11 protein-coding genes are annotated in these 15,585 nt (G+C 40.3%); 4 read left to right on the top strand and 7 right to left on the bottom strand.

Annotation, left to right across the window (positions count from 1 at the left end):
- Positions 1-10: 10 nt before the first annotated feature.
- Positions 11-1,762: an exodeoxyribonuclease V subunit alpha gene (gene recD / locus KIP84_RS16785; RefSeq protein ID WP_213688947.1), complete on the top strand. Its 1,752-nt coding sequence runs from the start codon at positions 11-13 to the stop codon at positions 1,760-1,762.
- 702 nt (positions 1,763-2,464) lie between these two features.
- On the opposite strand, the gene KIP84_RS16780 is transcribed toward recD, so the two are convergent.
- The gene (locus KIP84_RS16780; protein ID WP_213688946.1) at positions 2,465-3,763 is read right to left on the bottom strand and encodes a serine hydrolase domain-containing protein; all 1,299 of its coding nucleotides are present in this window, start codon (positions 3,761-3,763) and stop codon (positions 2,465-2,467) included.
- A 210-nt stretch (positions 3,764-3,973) separates the two neighbouring features.
- Between KIP84_RS16780 and rpsO the strand changes: the two genes are divergently transcribed.
- The 3 genes from rpsO (at position 3,974) to KIP84_RS16765 (ending at position 7,885) form a co-directional block, all read left to right on the top strand.
- The gene (gene rpsO / locus KIP84_RS16775; protein WP_002114951.1) at positions 3,974-4,243 is read left to right on the top strand and encodes a 30S ribosomal protein S15; all 270 of its coding nucleotides are present in this window, start codon (positions 3,974-3,976) and stop codon (positions 4,241-4,243) included.
- A gap of 257 nt (positions 4,244-4,500) precedes the next feature.
- A complete protein-coding gene (gene pnp, locus KIP84_RS16770; RefSeq protein ID WP_171071986.1) occupies positions 4,501-6,588 on the top strand; it encodes a polyribonucleotide nucleotidyltransferase in 2,088 nt (695 codons plus the stop codon).
- A gap of 85 nt (positions 6,589-6,673) precedes the next feature.
- The gene (locus tag KIP84_RS16765) at positions 6,674-7,885 is read left to right on the top strand and encodes a magnesium transporter CorA family protein (protein WP_014208248.1); all 1,212 of its coding nucleotides are present in this window, start codon (positions 6,674-6,676) and stop codon (positions 7,883-7,885) included.
- 228 nt (positions 7,886-8,113) lie between these two features.
- On the opposite strand, the gene KIP84_RS16760 is transcribed toward KIP84_RS16765, so the two are convergent.
- The 6 genes from KIP84_RS16760 to KIP84_RS16735 all read right to left on the bottom strand — a co-directional run bounded on the left by KIP84_RS16760 (position 8,114) and on the right by KIP84_RS16735 (position 15,497).
- Positions 8,114-8,443 carry a chaperone modulator CbpM gene (locus tag KIP84_RS16760; protein ID WP_002114963.1) on the bottom strand — a complete coding sequence of 110 codons (330 nt, stop codon included), beginning with the start codon at positions 8,441-8,443 and terminating at the stop codon, positions 8,114-8,116.
- 11 nt (positions 8,444-8,454) lie between these two features.
- Positions 8,455-9,411 carry a DnaJ C-terminal domain-containing protein gene (locus KIP84_RS16755; protein WP_063098020.1) on the bottom strand — a complete coding sequence of 319 codons (957 nt, stop codon included), beginning with the start codon at positions 9,409-9,411 and terminating at the stop codon, positions 8,455-8,457.
- 146 nt (positions 9,412-9,557) lie between these two features.
- Complete coding sequence (locus tag KIP84_RS16750) at positions 9,558-10,169, bottom strand: LysE family translocator (RefSeq protein WP_005079293.1); 612 nt, start codon at positions 10,167-10,169, stop codon at positions 9,558-9,560.
- Positions 10,170-10,307: 138 nt separating this feature from the next.
- Positions 10,308-11,183 (bottom strand): Hsp33 family molecular chaperone HslO, encoded by an 876-nt coding sequence (locus KIP84_RS16745; protein ID WP_005079292.1) that lies wholly within the window; start codon positions 11,181-11,183, stop codon positions 10,308-10,310.
- 164 nt (positions 11,184-11,347) lie between these two features.
- Complete coding sequence (locus KIP84_RS16740; RefSeq protein WP_199977333.1) at positions 11,348-13,192, bottom strand: monovalent cation:proton antiporter-2 (CPA2) family protein; 1,845 nt, start codon at positions 13,190-13,192, stop codon at positions 11,348-11,350.
- A 76-nt stretch (positions 13,193-13,268) separates the two neighbouring features.
- A complete protein-coding gene (locus KIP84_RS16735; protein ID WP_213688945.1) occupies positions 13,269-15,497 on the bottom strand; it encodes a primosomal protein N' in 2,229 nt (742 codons plus the stop codon).
- Positions 15,498-15,585: the final 88 nt, after the last annotated feature.

Below are 15,585 nucleotides of genomic sequence, written 5' to 3'. Positions count from 1 at the left end.
GGATAAGTGTGTGGACAATCTAAACAGCCCTGAACAAGCCGATTTAAGCTGGTTAACAACGTGGAGTAACTTCTTAAATCAGGTTCCATTTACTGAACAATCGCAAGTACCAGAAGCCACTTCTTACTTGCAACAGCTTATTGAAGCGAGCTTACAAGGCGATAGTTGTATTGATATCAGTTCAGAGCAAATTGCAGCACTTGGTCAGCTTGCTATATCTGCCGATCAAGCAACTTCAAAAGTTGCGCCATGCGTCTACGATGAGCAGGGGTTGGCATTATACCGATATTGGCACCTAGAGCAACGACTTGCAGAACAAATTTGTCGATTAAAGCAACAATTAATTCAACCTGTTTCTTGTGATGACTATTTAGACCTGCTTACCGATCCTCATCAACAGGCAGCTTTACAGATGGTTGCTCGGCAGGGCTTGAGTATTATTACGGGTGGGCCAGGTACAGGTAAGACTTATACACTTGCACGTATCATTGCTGTACTTAGCCAAGCAATTCCACATATTCGTGTGGCAATGGCTGCTCCAACAGGTAAAGCAGCACAGCGCATGCAAGAAGCCTTACAGAACTCATTTAACGATCCTAAATTACTTGAGTCCGGATTAGTTAGTGAAGAGCTAAGAAATCAGGGAACACAAACGATTCACCGTTTGTTAGGGATGGGACATAGTCAGACACCACGGTTTAATCAAAAACAGCCTTTGCCTTATGACGTGATTGTCGTGGATGAGGCTTCTATGCTGGATTTAAATCTAGCTACTCTTTTATTTGAAGCTGTGCCTGAGTCTTGTCGAATTATTTTATTAGGAGATGCAAATCAGCTCGCTTCCGTCGATGTCGGGGCAGTTCTTGCTGATTTACAGCAAATACAGGCATTGGCTGATAACCGAGTACAATTACAAACCAGTCGTCGTTTTGCTGAAGGTGCATTGATTGGACAAGTGGCTAAATTTATTCAAGCTCAAAGCTATCAACAAGACCATGTAGAGGTTTTGCAGCGATTTGAAGTTGATATTGTTCAGGTGTCAGAATTAAAGCCCATACTTTTACAAAGAGATATGCCAGATGTTGTTCAGCTTGAATATCTACCAGAAGGGAGTCTATTAGACCTTGAGATGTATTATCAAAAGCTAATGCTCGGTTTCCAAGGGTATGTACAGAGTCTAAAGAACTATTTACAAGAAGAGCGCTCGATTGAACAGGTACAAAATGTAGTAAAAGCATTTGATGACTACCGGATTTTAACCGCAGTTCGTCATGGCCCGTTTGGGTTGCAGCAGTTAAACCAATATGCGCAGCGTTGGTTGCAGCAGCAACTTTCAATAGTGACTCTTGGAGGATGGTACGTGGGTCGTCCTGTAATGATGACTTATAACGATTATCAGCTCGGTATTTCAAATGGGGATATTGGTTTGTGCTTTGAGCACAGAACTCAGCCACAACAATTTGAAGTATATTTTCCAAGTTTGAACAAATGGGTCGCTGCAAATCGATTGCCTAAAAGTATTCAGAGCGCATTTGCCTTAACGATTCATAAATCGCAAGGGTCTGAATTTACTCATACTGCTGTCGTTTTAGATCAGGCTGCCAAGAACTTATTAAGCCAAGAGTTAATCTATACAGCCATTACACGCGCTAAGAAAGTAGTCAGTCTTTTGGTGCATCAAGAGGCTTTATTACAAGCATTTACAGTTTGTACTACACGAAAAAGCGGTTTAGTTCAAAAAGTTAATCGGTTAGTTCGTTAAGCCAAACTTAATATTTTCACCCTTGTAAGAAAAAGCTTACATAGATTCGAGATATTTGCTGCTAGAGTACACCCCGTGTTTTTGAGATTATAAACGCACAACGAGCTTGGCACGGAATGTCGGGCAAAATCGCACAATAATAATAACTTAAGTCGAGAGACTGCGAACTTACAATGAAGTAGGTGTATAAAGAGGAAACTTACAGCCGCTAAGCCTTGTAGTTTTGGGAGAGACTACAGGGCTTTTTTATATTTTACTTTTCTAATGCTTCTAAAAAGCTACCAGAAAAGATCAATTTTAAGCCTATCTCTAGTATATTTCGGTTGAGAAAAATATATCAACAATATCAATATATTTATCTGTAATATGATTCTTAAATAAGCATTTTTCCTGTGAATTGTTAAGTTATATGTTATACAGAACTGTACGTTAAATGTTGAAAATGACTAAACACCAAATATTATACAGACCTGTACGTTTTTACTTACATGATGATAAGAAAAATACTACTTTTCTTCATAATTGGATGTGTCACAATACATCACATAAGGAAATAGAAACGAAAACATTGGAAGTGAGTTAAAACAACAAGAAGGATGTGACTAGCATCTCACCAACGACAATAAAAACAGTAATAACACGATAAACAAAAACTACAGCGCAAAAAACCCAAGCAGAAATGCTTGGTTTTTTTATTTGCTTTTAAACTAAGTTGGTTTCATGAGAGTCGCTGCCGAATAAAGAACGACGTTGATCTCTAGGAATTCGTGGGCACTGGCTGGAGATTTGATATAGCACTTTAGCTAAAGCAGGTAGGTGAGTACCCACTACAGATTTACCTGTCGTTAATAGGGAAACACTAATATCTCTTTCTGGATCGGCCCAGCATAAGATATTGGAGAACCCTAAATGGCCAAATGCTTGTCCTGTCATTGGACCAAAAAGGCCTACCGGGTTACTGCCTAACATTGGCCCTAAAGCATAGCGCATTGGAATTAATAAAGTCCGATCAATGTTAACGCCTGTGGTTGGCAGTGTTGCTCTGAAAATTGTTTTCTCACTAAAGATTTGCTGACCGCCGTAGCTTCCACCACTTAAAAGCATTTCAAAGAAGCGACCAGCTTGTTCTGCACTCGTATAGATGTTTCCAGCTGGGCAAATGGTGTCCATAAAACGACTATCGTTCGTCACATCAACTGCAAGTTGTAAACCACCACCTAGCACATGATTTAGGTAGTGATCGGTACCAAGGCGAGGGTGCAGACCTGTTGCACAGTTTAAGGCAACTTCTGAACGGAATTCTGGTTTTAAGCCATAGTTGAAATAGGGCATTCCCATCGGTTTTTCGATAGTTTGATGTACAAATTCACGTAAATCCTGCCCAGTCACCCGTTCAATGACTTCTCCTAAAATATAACCTGCCGTAACAGCATGATAGGCAAGGTGATTGCCAGCAGGAGACACAGGTCGGGCAGCATATAAACGTTTTAAAATTTCGTCTTTATCAAATAACAATTCTGGTGTGACATCGCCATCAATATAGGGAATGCCGCCACGATGTGCTAATAAATGAAAGATCGTTGCACGGCGCTTACCATTGACCCCATATTCAGGAACATAATAGCTCACGGGATCAAGTAAATTGATTTCACCCTTTTCATCTAATAGATGAATCAACATGGCTGTAATCATCTTTGATGCTGAAAATAGGCAAACAGGTGTATCAGGTGTTGCAATCAGAGCATTTTCTTGAAGTCCTGCCGGAGAGTTCCCTTGGGCATATCCAATACTTCTATTCAGCAAAATTTTACCTTGCCTACGTAAACAAAAGGTAATGAGTGGATAGTTTCCGGTTCTATACAGTGCTTCTATACTTTTCCAGATTTTTTGAATCTGGTGATCGCTCATTCCACCCTGTTCAGCAGCAACTTCATCTTTTTGTCGAATGACTTGCTCAAGATTGTCCGGTACTGGACAGGTGTTAGTTGAAAAAATTTTCACACGTCCCTCGCGCTTCTTTCTTTTTATTCGAGGCTAGTGTGCAGGGTTAAGGTCTTGATGTCAGTGTCTAAAATGACAAGTTACTGAAAACTATTTTGCAATCCACCTATAGATACCTTAAAATAGGCGACTTGCTGTAGTGATGCACGGCAGTCAGTTGCCTCAACTGATTCATATCGTTTACTTTTTTAAGCATCTCGGAGAAATCGAATGGCTTTAACTAATGCAGACCGCGCAGAGATCATTGCTAAATTTGCTCGCGCTGAAAATGACACTGGTTCACCAGAAGTACAAGTAGCTTTATTGACTGCTCAAATCAATGATTTACAAGGTCACTTCAAAGCTCACAAACACGACCACCACAGCCGTCGTGGTTTGATCCGTATGGTTAACCAACGTCGTAAATTGCTCGACTACTTAAATGGTAAAGACCACGGTCGTTACACTGCTTTGATCGGTGCTTTAGGTTTACGTCGTTAATTCGATTTTCACTTTGTTTTCGCTATTTCGCATGTCGCAATGCTTTATCGCTGAAAAGAGAGTTTCACTTAATGCTAGGTTAAGTGATTTTTAGAAGGGGCGCTTGTGCGCTCCTTCTTTGCGTTTAACTTATTTTAAATAATTGATCTAGTGTGATGGCTTCTAAGCTTTGTCATTTATCTACCAATCGGTGTAGTCTGAATGCCAAACCTTAGGGGTCTCACTAGAATAAAATTAGGAAAATACAATACATGTCAATGTTTAATATCGTTCGTAAAGAATTCCAATTCGGTCAACATCAAGTCGTTTTAGAAACGGGTCGCGTTGCACGTCAAGCAAACACAGTTTTAATCACTATGGGTGGCGTAACTGTTTTAGTTGCAGTTGTTGCTCAACCTAAAGCAAAAGCGGGCCAAGACTTCTTCCCGTTAACAGTTAACTATCAAGAAAAACAATATGCAGCTGGTCGTATCCCTGGTGGTTACGGTAAGCGTGAAGGTCGTGCTTCTGAAGCTGAAACTTTAATTTCACGTCTTATTGACCGTCCAATTCGTCCGTTGTTCCCAGAAGGTTACTTCAACGAAATTCAAGTAACAGCAACAGTTGTTTCTTCTGACAAAACTATGGATGCTGACATTGCAGCAATGCTTGGTACATCAGCAGCATTGTCTATTGCTGGTACTCCTTTCCGTGGCCCAATCGGTGCAGCACGTGTTGGTTTAATCAACGGTGAATATGTTCTTAACCCGAACTTTGAACAGTTGAAAGAAAGTGACCTTGACCTTGTGGTTGCAGGTACAGAATCTGCTGTACTGATGGTTGAATCTGAAGCGAAAGAACTTTCAGAAGACCAAATGCTTGGTGCTGTGCTTTTCGGTCATGACGAAATGCAAATTGCAATTCAAGCAATTAAAGAATTTGCGGCTGCTGCTGGCGCTGTTGAATCAACTTGGGTTGCTCCAGCTAAAAACGAAACTCTTCTTGAGCAATTAAAAGCAGCTTTCGAAGCGAAAATCTCAGAAGCATATACAATTGCAGTTAAACAAGACCGTTATGCAGCACTTGATGCACTTTATGCAGAAGCCTTAGCTCAGTTTGTTCCAGAAAATGACGAAACTGGTATTGCTGATGAAGTAAACGAATTATTCGAAGACCTTAAATACCGTACAGTACGTGACAACATCTTGTCAGGTAAGCCACGTATTGATGGTCGTGATACTAAAACTGTTCGTGCTATCGACGTTCAAGTTGGCGTATTAGATCGTGCACACGGTTCTGCATTGTTTACACGTGGTGAAACTCAGGCGTTGGTAACAACAACTTTGGGTAATACTCGTGATGCGTTAATGGTTGATACCCTTGCTGGTACTAAAACTGACAACTTCATGTTGCACTATAACTTCCCTGCATACTCTGTAGGTGAAACAGGCCGTGAATCTGGTCCTAAGCGTCGTGAAATTGGTCACGGTCGTTTAGCACGTCGTGGTGTTCAAGCAGTTCTTCCTGCTGCTGACCGCTTCCCGTATGTAATTCGTATTGTATCTGACATTACTGAATCTAACGGTTCATCTTCAATGGCTTCTGTATGTGGTGCTTCATTATCACTTATGGATGCAGGTGTACCGCTTAAAGCTCCAGTTGCGGGTATCGCAATGGGCTTAGTGAAAGAAGGCGAGCGTTTCGCAGTACTTTCTGACATCTTGGGTGATGAAGATCACTTAGGTGATATGGACTTTAAAGTAGCAGGTTCTGCAAACGGTATTACTGCGCTTCAAATGGACATCAAGATTGAAGGTATTACCGAAGAAATCATGGAAGTTGCATTAAACCAAGCATTTGCTGGTCGTATGCACATCCTAAACGAAATGAACAAAGTTATTTCACGTGCTCGTGCTGAGATCAGTGCTCATGCACCGACGTTCGAAGTGATTAACATTAACCCAGACAAGATCCGTGATGTTATTGGTAAAGGCGGCGCAACTATCCGTCAAATTACTGAAGAAACTAAAGCTGCAATTGATATCGAAGACAATGGTACTGTTCGCGTATTTGGTGAAACTAAAGCTGCTGCTAAAGCTGCAATTGCTAAGATTCAAGCAATTACTGCTGAAGTTGAACCAGGTAAGATCTATGACGGTAAAGTAATTCGTATCGTAGAATTCGGTGCGTTTGTAAATATCATGCCGGGTACTGATGGTCTTCTTCACATTTCGCAAATTTCAAATGAACGTATTGCGAACGTAACTGATGTTCTTAAAGAAGGTCAGGAAGTGAAAGTACAAGTTGCTGATGTTGATAATCGTGGTCGTATCAAATTGACTATGAAAGACATTGAACAAGCATAATTGTTCTAGTGACATGAAAAAGTCCGCTTGATGCGGACTTTTTTTATGGCATGATGCAAGTAATACAAAAACAGATCATTGTGGTATGCAGGTTTATTACTTTTATCGCCATCAAGCTGACGGTTATGTCTTTTTAAGCCGTGAACAGCATAATGAACACATTCTGGAGTTTTTCTGGATTGATAGTGTCAGAGCTGATGTGGTGAACCATAACGAAGAATGGCAACAAAAGATTCAGCAGCTTTCAGGCGTGGTTATTAATGAATTTCATATGCGAGATATTGCGAATATTGAGCATCCTTGTGCATTTGATACGCTTGAAGAATATGACCTGCTTATTTTTAGAAAGCTCGTTACACCTGATGATGAAATTAAAAATGGGGAATCCCATGAGAGTGTATTTGGTCTAGCAACCACGCCGATTAGCTTTATTTTTACCCCTAAAGTTCTGATTAGTGTTCGTGAGCAAGGCAATAAGTCGATTGAAAACTATATTCAACGTCTCGAAAATATTTTATGTAAAACTTTGGAAGAACAAAACAAAACCCGTAAGCTGCCTAATTCACCTGTAGATTTATGTTTACGTCTGCTGAATAGCATGGTGGATGGCTACCTTGATATCCGTTCACCTTTAACTAGAAGGGTTGAGCATTGGCAACAACAATTGTTGCAAGGTAATCGTCGTTTTAAACAGTGGCATCAACTGTTTCATGAAAACATGGCCTTTCAGCAGGTTGAAAATTTATGCGAAGAGCAAATCGAAACCTTACAAGAGTTTCGAGATGAAATTGTAGAAAACTATCATCATGTTATTGGTGAGAAGACGCATAGTTCTCAAGATCTTTTATTAGTTCGTTTGAATGATTTAATGAGTCATGTCGAACGTATTCAAAAACATACTTTACGTTTACGTAGCGCCATTCAGTCGGCGATTGATTTGCACTTCTCAGCAATTGCCAACCAGACCAATGAAAATATGCGTATTCTTGCCATTATTACTGCTGTATTTGCACCGCTTACGCTTTTAACCGGTATTTATGGAATGAACTTTGAGTTTATTCCAGGGCTTAAATCACCGGTAGGTTTCTGGATTATGCTGGGAGTCATGCTGCTAAGTACTGTTTTGTTACTGTACTATTTTTATCGACAACATTTGGTGGGGCGCGGTGAAAAAAGTGTGATTGATTTACTGGCTCAACAGCATCGTCAAGATCGGATGAATTTGTTCTGGTTTTTGGAATATGAACCGATTAAACAAACTTTGAAGGAAGTGGAAAAGATTACTCGATTAAAGTAATAAAGACTTCCAAAAATGGCAAAATTGTTTGGTTAGCATTGCCTCGACTATAGGGTTTAATTAGATATTTTTTATATAGGCTTGTCCTTACTTTTGACTGGGCAAAAGTAACAAAACCCTTTATTGGACTGACGGTACATCCATGTTACCGCAGTCCAAAAGGCGGCATCCCTGCCGCCCATCACCTTAGTTCATGCCTGCTTGAATGGTTATTTAGAAGAAAAAATCTCAATGAAAATGCTTCAACTGTTTTCTAAGTTGTTGCACTTCATCAATCAAATCTAACATCACAGCAACTGCCGCCAAACTTGCGTCAAAGTCACGTTGTAGACGATACGCTTTACGTGCACGTGCGACATCTTCACCCATAAACTGGTGTGCCTCAGGTGTGTTCTCGACTGATAAAATATCATATTCAATGAGCTGAAGAATCCAGTCAGGACTTTGGCCGCAAGCTTGGGCAAATTGTTGTAAATCAAATGTCGATTGTTCATCAACGACCTCTGCACTAAAGGTATGGCCGTCATATACAATTTCTCGATAGTGAATGGTTGTCATGATCTTGCTCCCTAATGAGATGAACGAGGTTCGAATGAAGCAAAGGCTTCTGCCAGTTGCTGATACGCTTCTTTTTCTTTTTCAGAATTTGCTGGGGGGAATACAATATTTAAAATTAAATAAAGATGGCCTGGCGTTTTATTTGGTATCCCTTTGTCTTTTAAGCGTAGCTGTTGTCCTTGTTTGGCATTTTTAGGTAAATTGACATGTAAGGATCCTGCTGGAGTTTTTACTTCAATACCTTGACCTAGTGCCGCTTCCCAAGGAGCTACATCTACGGTCAGATATACGTCACTGCCTTCAACATGAACACGGTCTGTATCTTTATACTGGATTTCAATATAAAGATCGCCGTTGGCACCGCCATTAATCCCGCTTTGGCCTTGTCCACTTAAGCGAATTTGTTGACCTTCTTTCATGCCTTTTGGTATTTTCACCTGCAAGGTTTTGCGTTGAACTTCAGGTTCGCCATAAGCGTTTATGGTTGGAATTTGCAAAGTAATTTGCTGTGTTGAACCATGATAGGCAATATCAAGATCAACCTCTATGCTGGCATGTTGATCTTCACCGCGATAACTACGTTGTTGTCTTTGATATTGTTGTTGCCCACCGCCAAAGCCTGCACCAAAGCGACCAAATAAATCTTCAAAACCACTAAAGTCTGCTTGTTCACCACCTGTAAAACCTTGGCGATAAAACTGTGCTCCATCAAAACCACCTTGTGCAGCACCCTGACCAAAGTTATTAAAACCTTGAGGATGATCTAACATTTGGTCATATTCAGCTTTTTTTTCTGCATTGCTTAATGTGTCGTAGGCAACATTAATGGCCTGCATCTTTTCCTCTGCATCTTTTTCTTTGCTGATGTCTGGATGATATTTGCGGGCTAATTTTCGATAAGCTTTTTTAATTTCATCAGCAGAGGCTTTGCGTGTAACCCCTAATTCTTCATAATAATTTTTTGCCATAATGTTTTATCACGATGGTGTTGTTTATTTCATTATGAAACGATTTTTAGAGTTTTCAATAAGCTAGATTGTATAAGAGTTGTTCTATTACGAAATCCAGCGGAACGTAAGGAGGTATAGCAAAATTAGACTATACCTCTAATAAGTTAGATAAAACTTTGATACAAGCCGTAAAGAGCAATCAGTAAAAGTAATAAACCGCAGAGGCCTAATATTTTTGGATATAAATGACTGTTAGAAAGGCGGCGGAAAAAGATATAAACCAAAGATAGGGTGAGGAAGTCTAAAACAATCCATGTCAGCGTAAGTAGGGTTAAACTTAAATTTAACTGAGGGGTAATAGAGACAAATTGCGGAAAGAAAGCCGAGAAAAAGATAATATCTTTTGGGTTTGAAATACCGACAAGAAAACCTTTTTTAAAGCCACCATTTTGTGCTGAAACTGTTTGTATCGCTTCTGGGTGAGGTGCCTGAATCACTTCTTTAAGAATACTCAACCCCAGATAGCCAATATATAGGCAGCCTAAAATACGAATGATATTGAGGTAACTATCATTAACACTCAGTACTCCTTTTAAAACCAGTACTGAAATAAAAATTAAAACAAGGGATGCTAGGTTTGTACCAAAAATGGTTTCCAGTGCTTTTTTATAGCCCCCTTTAAGTCCAGCGCTTGCAACTAAAATCATGACAGGGCCAGGGGTCGCAATCATGATAACTACGCTAAAAATAAAGAGAAAATAATCAAAATAATTCATGGTATTTAAGCATCTTATTTATTAGGCTATAAAGTAGCCTTATATTATCCTATTTAAATTAACATGTTGAAAATTATCATCAAAAAATACAGCTAAATAAAAAAGGCGGTATAACCGCCTTTTTATAAAGTTAAAAGATTAACTTAAATGTTCACCAAATAACGCTAAAGCCTCTTCAGCGGTAAAGGTATATTGCGTATTACAGAACTGACAGTCCATACGAATCGGGTTCTGATGTTCTAGGGTTTCATGAACAGCGTCTACACCAATTTGAATAAGGGCATTTGCACAGCGTTCTTTTGAACATGTACAGCCAAATTTTAATGCTTCAATTTCTGGTAAACGAACTTCTTCTTCGTTATATAAACGATACAGGATTTCATTTGCATCTAAATTGGTAAGCTCTTCAGCTTTTAATGTTTCGGTCAACATTGTCAAACGTGGCCATAAATCTTCATCGACCAAGTTTTGCTCTTCTTCATCATGACGTGGTAAGAGTTGAATCAGTAAACCGCCAGAACGCTTATCTGTACTTGCCAACACAATACGAGTTGGAATTTGTGCAGATAAATCGTAATACTGCATCAAGCAGCCTGCTAAATTTACTTGATCAAGCGGCACGATCCCTTGATAACGTTCGCCAAATTCCGGTTCAATATTAATAAATAAAACAGGATTAACTAGGGCGCCAAGAACTGTGCTGCTGTCTGTTGCTTCAACAAAACGAGGATCAGTTTCATAGTCCGCTAAAGCACGAACCTCTCCTAAATGATTACATTCAGCCATCGCCCATTTGAAGGTGCCGCTAGCCTGGATTTGCAAGCTGATACGGCCTTTGATTTTTAGTGTACTTGCAAGTAATGCAGTCGCACTCAACATTTCACCTAGCAGAATTTTAACAGCAGGCATATAGTCACGTTGAGCTAAGATGGTTTGTAGGGCTTCTTCAAGATGAACTACTTCTCCACGTACTGGAAAGTTCTCTATATAAAAGCGTTGGCGTAAATCAGACATAATATTCTCCAGGGCCCTAAGCAGAGTATAACTATTTCGTTTTAATCAAGCTTAGGAAATGCAGCGAAGCCGCAAGCCGGACAGGGGGCAGCTTTGTGCCCATTGTCCAATTATTTAGGCAATGTGAATAAGTCCTTAATATAGCCATTTTCTGAAATCTCAAGTTATTCTAGATTATCTCTTGTAATGTCGATGCGATTTGGTTGTAAATGACGCTTTAAATTAACATCATGTTTTGATGTAGCCTGTTGCTGCGCATCACTTTCAAACAAATGTTCAAGCTCGGCTAAGGCATTACGATGTGTTTCAAAGATCTTCTGTTCGTCTGTATAAATACTTTGCTGCTGTATGAGCAATTTCTCATCATAATCCCGAAAGATTTCGATATTGTTATAGGCTTGTTCATCAGAGATACCGAGTTCTCGCAAAGCGCGGTAAGCCATACCTAATGAAGATAGATACGTTTCACGCCAAATGTATTCAACACCTAAATCTCTTAAAAGATGGACATGGTGACGGTCGCGAGCACGAGCCAACAGCTTTAAGTTTGGATAATTTAATCTAAGATGACGTGCGACATTCATGGAGTCTTCAACATCATCGATTGCTAAAATAAATACTTTGGCTTTTTCAATACCGGCAGAGCGCAGTAAATCGGGCTGGGTCACATCGCCATAATAGAGCTTACCGCCATAGCGACGAACAAAGTCCACTTGATGAAGATTGTTGTCGATTGCAGTAAAGCCTAAATGTTGTAGGCGGGCAATACGCGCGATAATTTGTCCAAATCGACCAAAACCGGCAATGATAATCGGATTATCCTGCTGAGGAATTTCGTCATACTCAGGTGGACGTTCTTTATTAAACAGAGGAATGATCTGAGTTGCCATAATCCAGTAAATTACTGGAGTAAGTACCATCGACAACGTTACGATCAGAGTCACGGGTTCTAATATAGCTTGAGTTAAAACCTTCTCACTTTTTGCAAGACTCAAAATTACAAAAGCAAATTCTCCGCCTTGTGCCAAGCAAGTACCTAAAAGCAAGCTGTTATTCCAACTGTATTTTTTATAGCGGGCAATAGCGGTCAATATCAGCGTTTTGATGAGTAATAAACAGACTGCACCACCAATAATAAGCAAAGGCATTTCAATGAGCAGTGACAGCTGTGTGGTCATGCCAACGGTCATAAAGAATAAGCCAAGCAATAAACCTTTAAATGGTGCAATACTCGCTTCAACTTCGTGGCGAAATTCTGAATCTGCTAATAATACACCTGTGAGGAATGCACCTAATGTAGTGCTAATTCCTAAAGTGTCCATAAGCAAGACAACAGCAAGAATAATAAATAATCCTACTGCTGTAATAAGTTCAGTCGCTCCACTTTTGGCAACAAAGCGGAAGAATGGACGCATCACATAGCGACTAAACAGAAATAGACCAGTAAAGGTTGCAATGATAGCCGCAAAATAAGCTACCCCATGATGGGTTGATTCTGTTCCTGCCAATAATGGAATAATGGCAAGTAAAGGAATAGCTGCTATATCTTGGAAAAGTAAAATGGAAAAAGACTGCTGACCATAAGTCGTATTGAGTTGCTGCTTTTCGGTCAGAAGTTGTAATACAAAAGCGGTGGAAGACAGCGCAAGGGCAAAACCAATCACAAAGCTGACAGAAAGCTGCTGTTGAAAGAGTAACAGTACGATCAGCATAAGAATGGCCCCACTAATGAGGACTTGCAGACTTCCCATTACAAAAATAGAGTTACGCATTTCCCATAAACGTTGTGGGCGCAACTCTAAACCAATCAGGAACATTAATAAGATAACGCCAAATTCGGCAAGTTCCATAATCGCTTCAGGGTCATGTGCAATATTTAAAACACTAGGACCTAGAAGTATTCCTGTAAATAAATAGCCTAAAACTGTTGCTATCCCTAGGCGTTTGCCAAGAGGGACTAAAATCAGAGAAGCTCCAAGAAAAATTGTTGCTTGCAGTAAGAATGACATTCATTGCCTCGAATGTATTAGTCTCTTTTAAGTGTAAAGCCAAAAAGGCTTCTTCACACCATGATATTCAAGCCATCTAATTAAATTCTTGCGGATCAACATCAATTGAGAGTCGAAGTTGATGCTGCCGAGGTGCATGAACCAATTGTGACCACCATTGTCTTAAGTAAAAATGGAGGCGAGCACGGTCGGCAGATAAAATCACCATGTGGGCGCGGTAGCGTCCCGCTTTACGCTCCATAGGGGCTGGAATTGGTCCCCAAATATCAACAATATCACCTGCAATTTGGCGTAATTGTTCCGCCGCTTCATTTAAAAAATGTAAGGTATAGTCACGATCTTTGGATTCCGCACGTATCAGTACGGCATAACGATAAGGCGGCAGCAATGCGACTTTACGTTCCGCAAGAGTCTGTTTAGCAACTGCCCGATAATCTTTTTCGATGAGTGTGGTGAGTAATGGATGATCTGGTCTTAAGGTCTGTAAATAAACATGGCCTTTATGTTCACCACGACCTGCACGACCCGCGACTTGTACAATTAACTGTGCAGTACGTTCTGGCGCACGAATGTCGACACTCAGTAACCCAGCATCAATATCTAAAATAGCAACCAAAGTCACGTGTGGAAAATGATGACCTTTTGCCAACATTTGAGTACCAAGCAAAATTGTTGGTTTGTTTTGATGAATCCGATCATAGATTTTTTGCCAGCTACCGACACGACTGGTGCTGTCACGGTCAACCCGAATCACATCATAGTCTGGAAATAGTTCTTGTAAGTGCTCTTCAACCTTAGCTGTTCCAGCACCTAGGGTTTTTAGGCTTTTTTGCTGGCATTCAGGGCAGTGATCGGGTAAGCGATGAACAGTACCGCAGTGGTGGCAGTGTAAATAAGAATAAGGCTGAGTGTGCAACGTAAAATGTGCATCACAATGTGGACAATTTGCTTGCCACCCACAACTTTCACAGACCAGTACAGGTGCATAGCCACGACGGTTTAAAAAGATTAAAACCTGTTCTTTTCTCGCTAACGTATGCTTGATTTGCTCAATAAGAGATTGGCTAATTCCATGTTGCTTTTTGACAATTTTAAGGTCAATCAAATGCATTTTAGGCAAAAGCGCATGGCCTGCACGTTGGTTAAGTTGCAGTGAAGTTAATTTACCAGTTTCGACCAAATAATAACTATCGATGCTCGGTGTTGCTGAACCTAAAATAACTGGACAGTTTTGTAAGTGGCCTCGGTACAGTGCGACATCACGTGCATGGTAACGGAAACCTTCTTGCTGTTTATAAGAGAGGTCATGTTCTTCATCTAGAATGATTAAGCCCAAACGTGGCAGTGGCGTATAGATCGCAGAGCGGGTTCCTAAAATAATAGATGCTTTGCCAGTCTGAGCCTGTTGCCATGCTTGTAAGCGTTTGGAGTCATTTAAGCCTGAGTGCAATAGAGCAATATCACAGTTAAAACGAGACTTAAAACGAGAAATCGTTTGAGGGGTTAGACCAATTTCTGGGACTAATACCAGTACTTGCTTACCTTGCTTGAGCACTTCGTGCATGATGTGCAGATAAACTTCAGTTTTACCACTTCCTGTTAAACCATCTAACAAAAAAGCTTGGTATTGATGCTGTGCGTTTACGACGTGCTGAGTTGCTTTCTTTTGGTCTTCATTGAGTGTAAGTGGCATTTGTGCCAATTGAACAGGTGATGGGCTAAAGTCGTGCGGTTCAAGCGTACAGTCGACTAGTCCCTTCTTTTGAAGTGCTTTAAGCGTAGCCGTTTCTACACCACTTAAATTAAGAATATTCTCTGTAGTTCCGGCAGGGTGTAACTTTAAAATTTGATACGCATCTTGTTGTTTAACAGAGCGTTTAAGAAGTGCTTCAACATTATCACATGGTGTGATTTTCCAAAGATGGAACAAAACATCCATTGGTTTGCCTTGACGCAATAATGCAGGTAGGGCAGTTTGCATGACCTCACCAATTGGAAATTGGTAATACTGAGCTGACCATGTCAATAAACTTAAAACTTGTTCATCTAAAATTGGTTCTTCATCTAAAAGGTCAGAAATGGCTTTAAGCTGAAAGGTGCCTGTAAATGATTCACTTGGATCAACTTTTTCAGTAATGATGCCAATCAGATTTTGGCGTCCAAATGAAATAGCGACGCGTGAGCCTACGTGAGCCCGTTCATATTGTGCTTGGGTGAGTGTATAGTCAAAAGTATCGTACAGATGCACAGGTACGGCTACACGCACACGATAAACAACTGAATCAGGCTTTGGCGTTATGGTCATAGAGGCTCATTTCGTCAATTTTAAAAAAACGGCATAGCGTCGTGAAGAGGACTTGGGTATTCTACACAGGCTATAGAACGAATATGAA

The organism is Acinetobacter sp. BHS4 (assembly GCF_018454425.1).
In the GTDB taxonomy this organism is placed as follows: domain Bacteria; phylum Pseudomonadota; class Gammaproteobacteria; order Pseudomonadales; family Moraxellaceae; genus Acinetobacter; species Acinetobacter pittii.
Note: the sequence above shows the minus strand (reverse complement) of the source record. Positions and strands in the feature narration are given on the sequence as shown.

What these genes read in the sequence shown, in the direction of transcription:
- rpsO (WP_002114951.1), top strand. Translation starts at nt 3,974, where the DNA reads ATGGCTTTAACTAATGCAGACCGCGCAGAGATCATTGCTAAATTTGCT.
- pnp (WP_171071986.1), top strand. Translation starts at nt 4,501, where the DNA reads ATGTTTAATATCGTTCGTAAAGAATTCCAATTCGGTCAACATCAAGTC.
- KIP84_RS16765 (WP_014208248.1), top strand. Translation starts at nt 6,674, where the DNA reads ATGCAGGTTTATTACTTTTATCGCCATCAAGCTGACGGTTATGTCTTT.
- KIP84_RS16760 (WP_002114963.1), bottom strand. Translation starts at nt 8,443, where the DNA reads ATGACAACCATTCACTATCGAGAAATTGTATATGACGGCCATACCTTT.
- KIP84_RS16755 (WP_063098020.1), bottom strand. Translation starts at nt 9,411, where the DNA reads ATGGCAAAAAATTATTATGAAGAATTAGGGGTTACACGCAAAGCCTCT.
- KIP84_RS16750 (WP_005079293.1), bottom strand. Translation starts at nt 10,169, where the DNA reads ATGAATTATTTTGATTATTTTCTCTTTATTTTTAGCGTAGTTATCATG.
- KIP84_RS16745 (WP_005079292.1), bottom strand. Translation starts at nt 11,183, where the DNA reads ATGTCTGATTTACGCCAACGCTTTTATATAGAGAACTTTCCAGTACGT.
- KIP84_RS16740 (WP_199977333.1), bottom strand. Translation starts at nt 13,192, where the DNA reads ATGTCATTCTTACTGCAAGCAACAATTTTTCTTGGAGCTTCTCTGATT.
- KIP84_RS16735 (WP_213688945.1), bottom strand. Translation starts at nt 15,497, where the DNA reads ATGACCATAACGCCAAAGCCTGATTCAGTTGTTTATCGTGTGCGTGTA.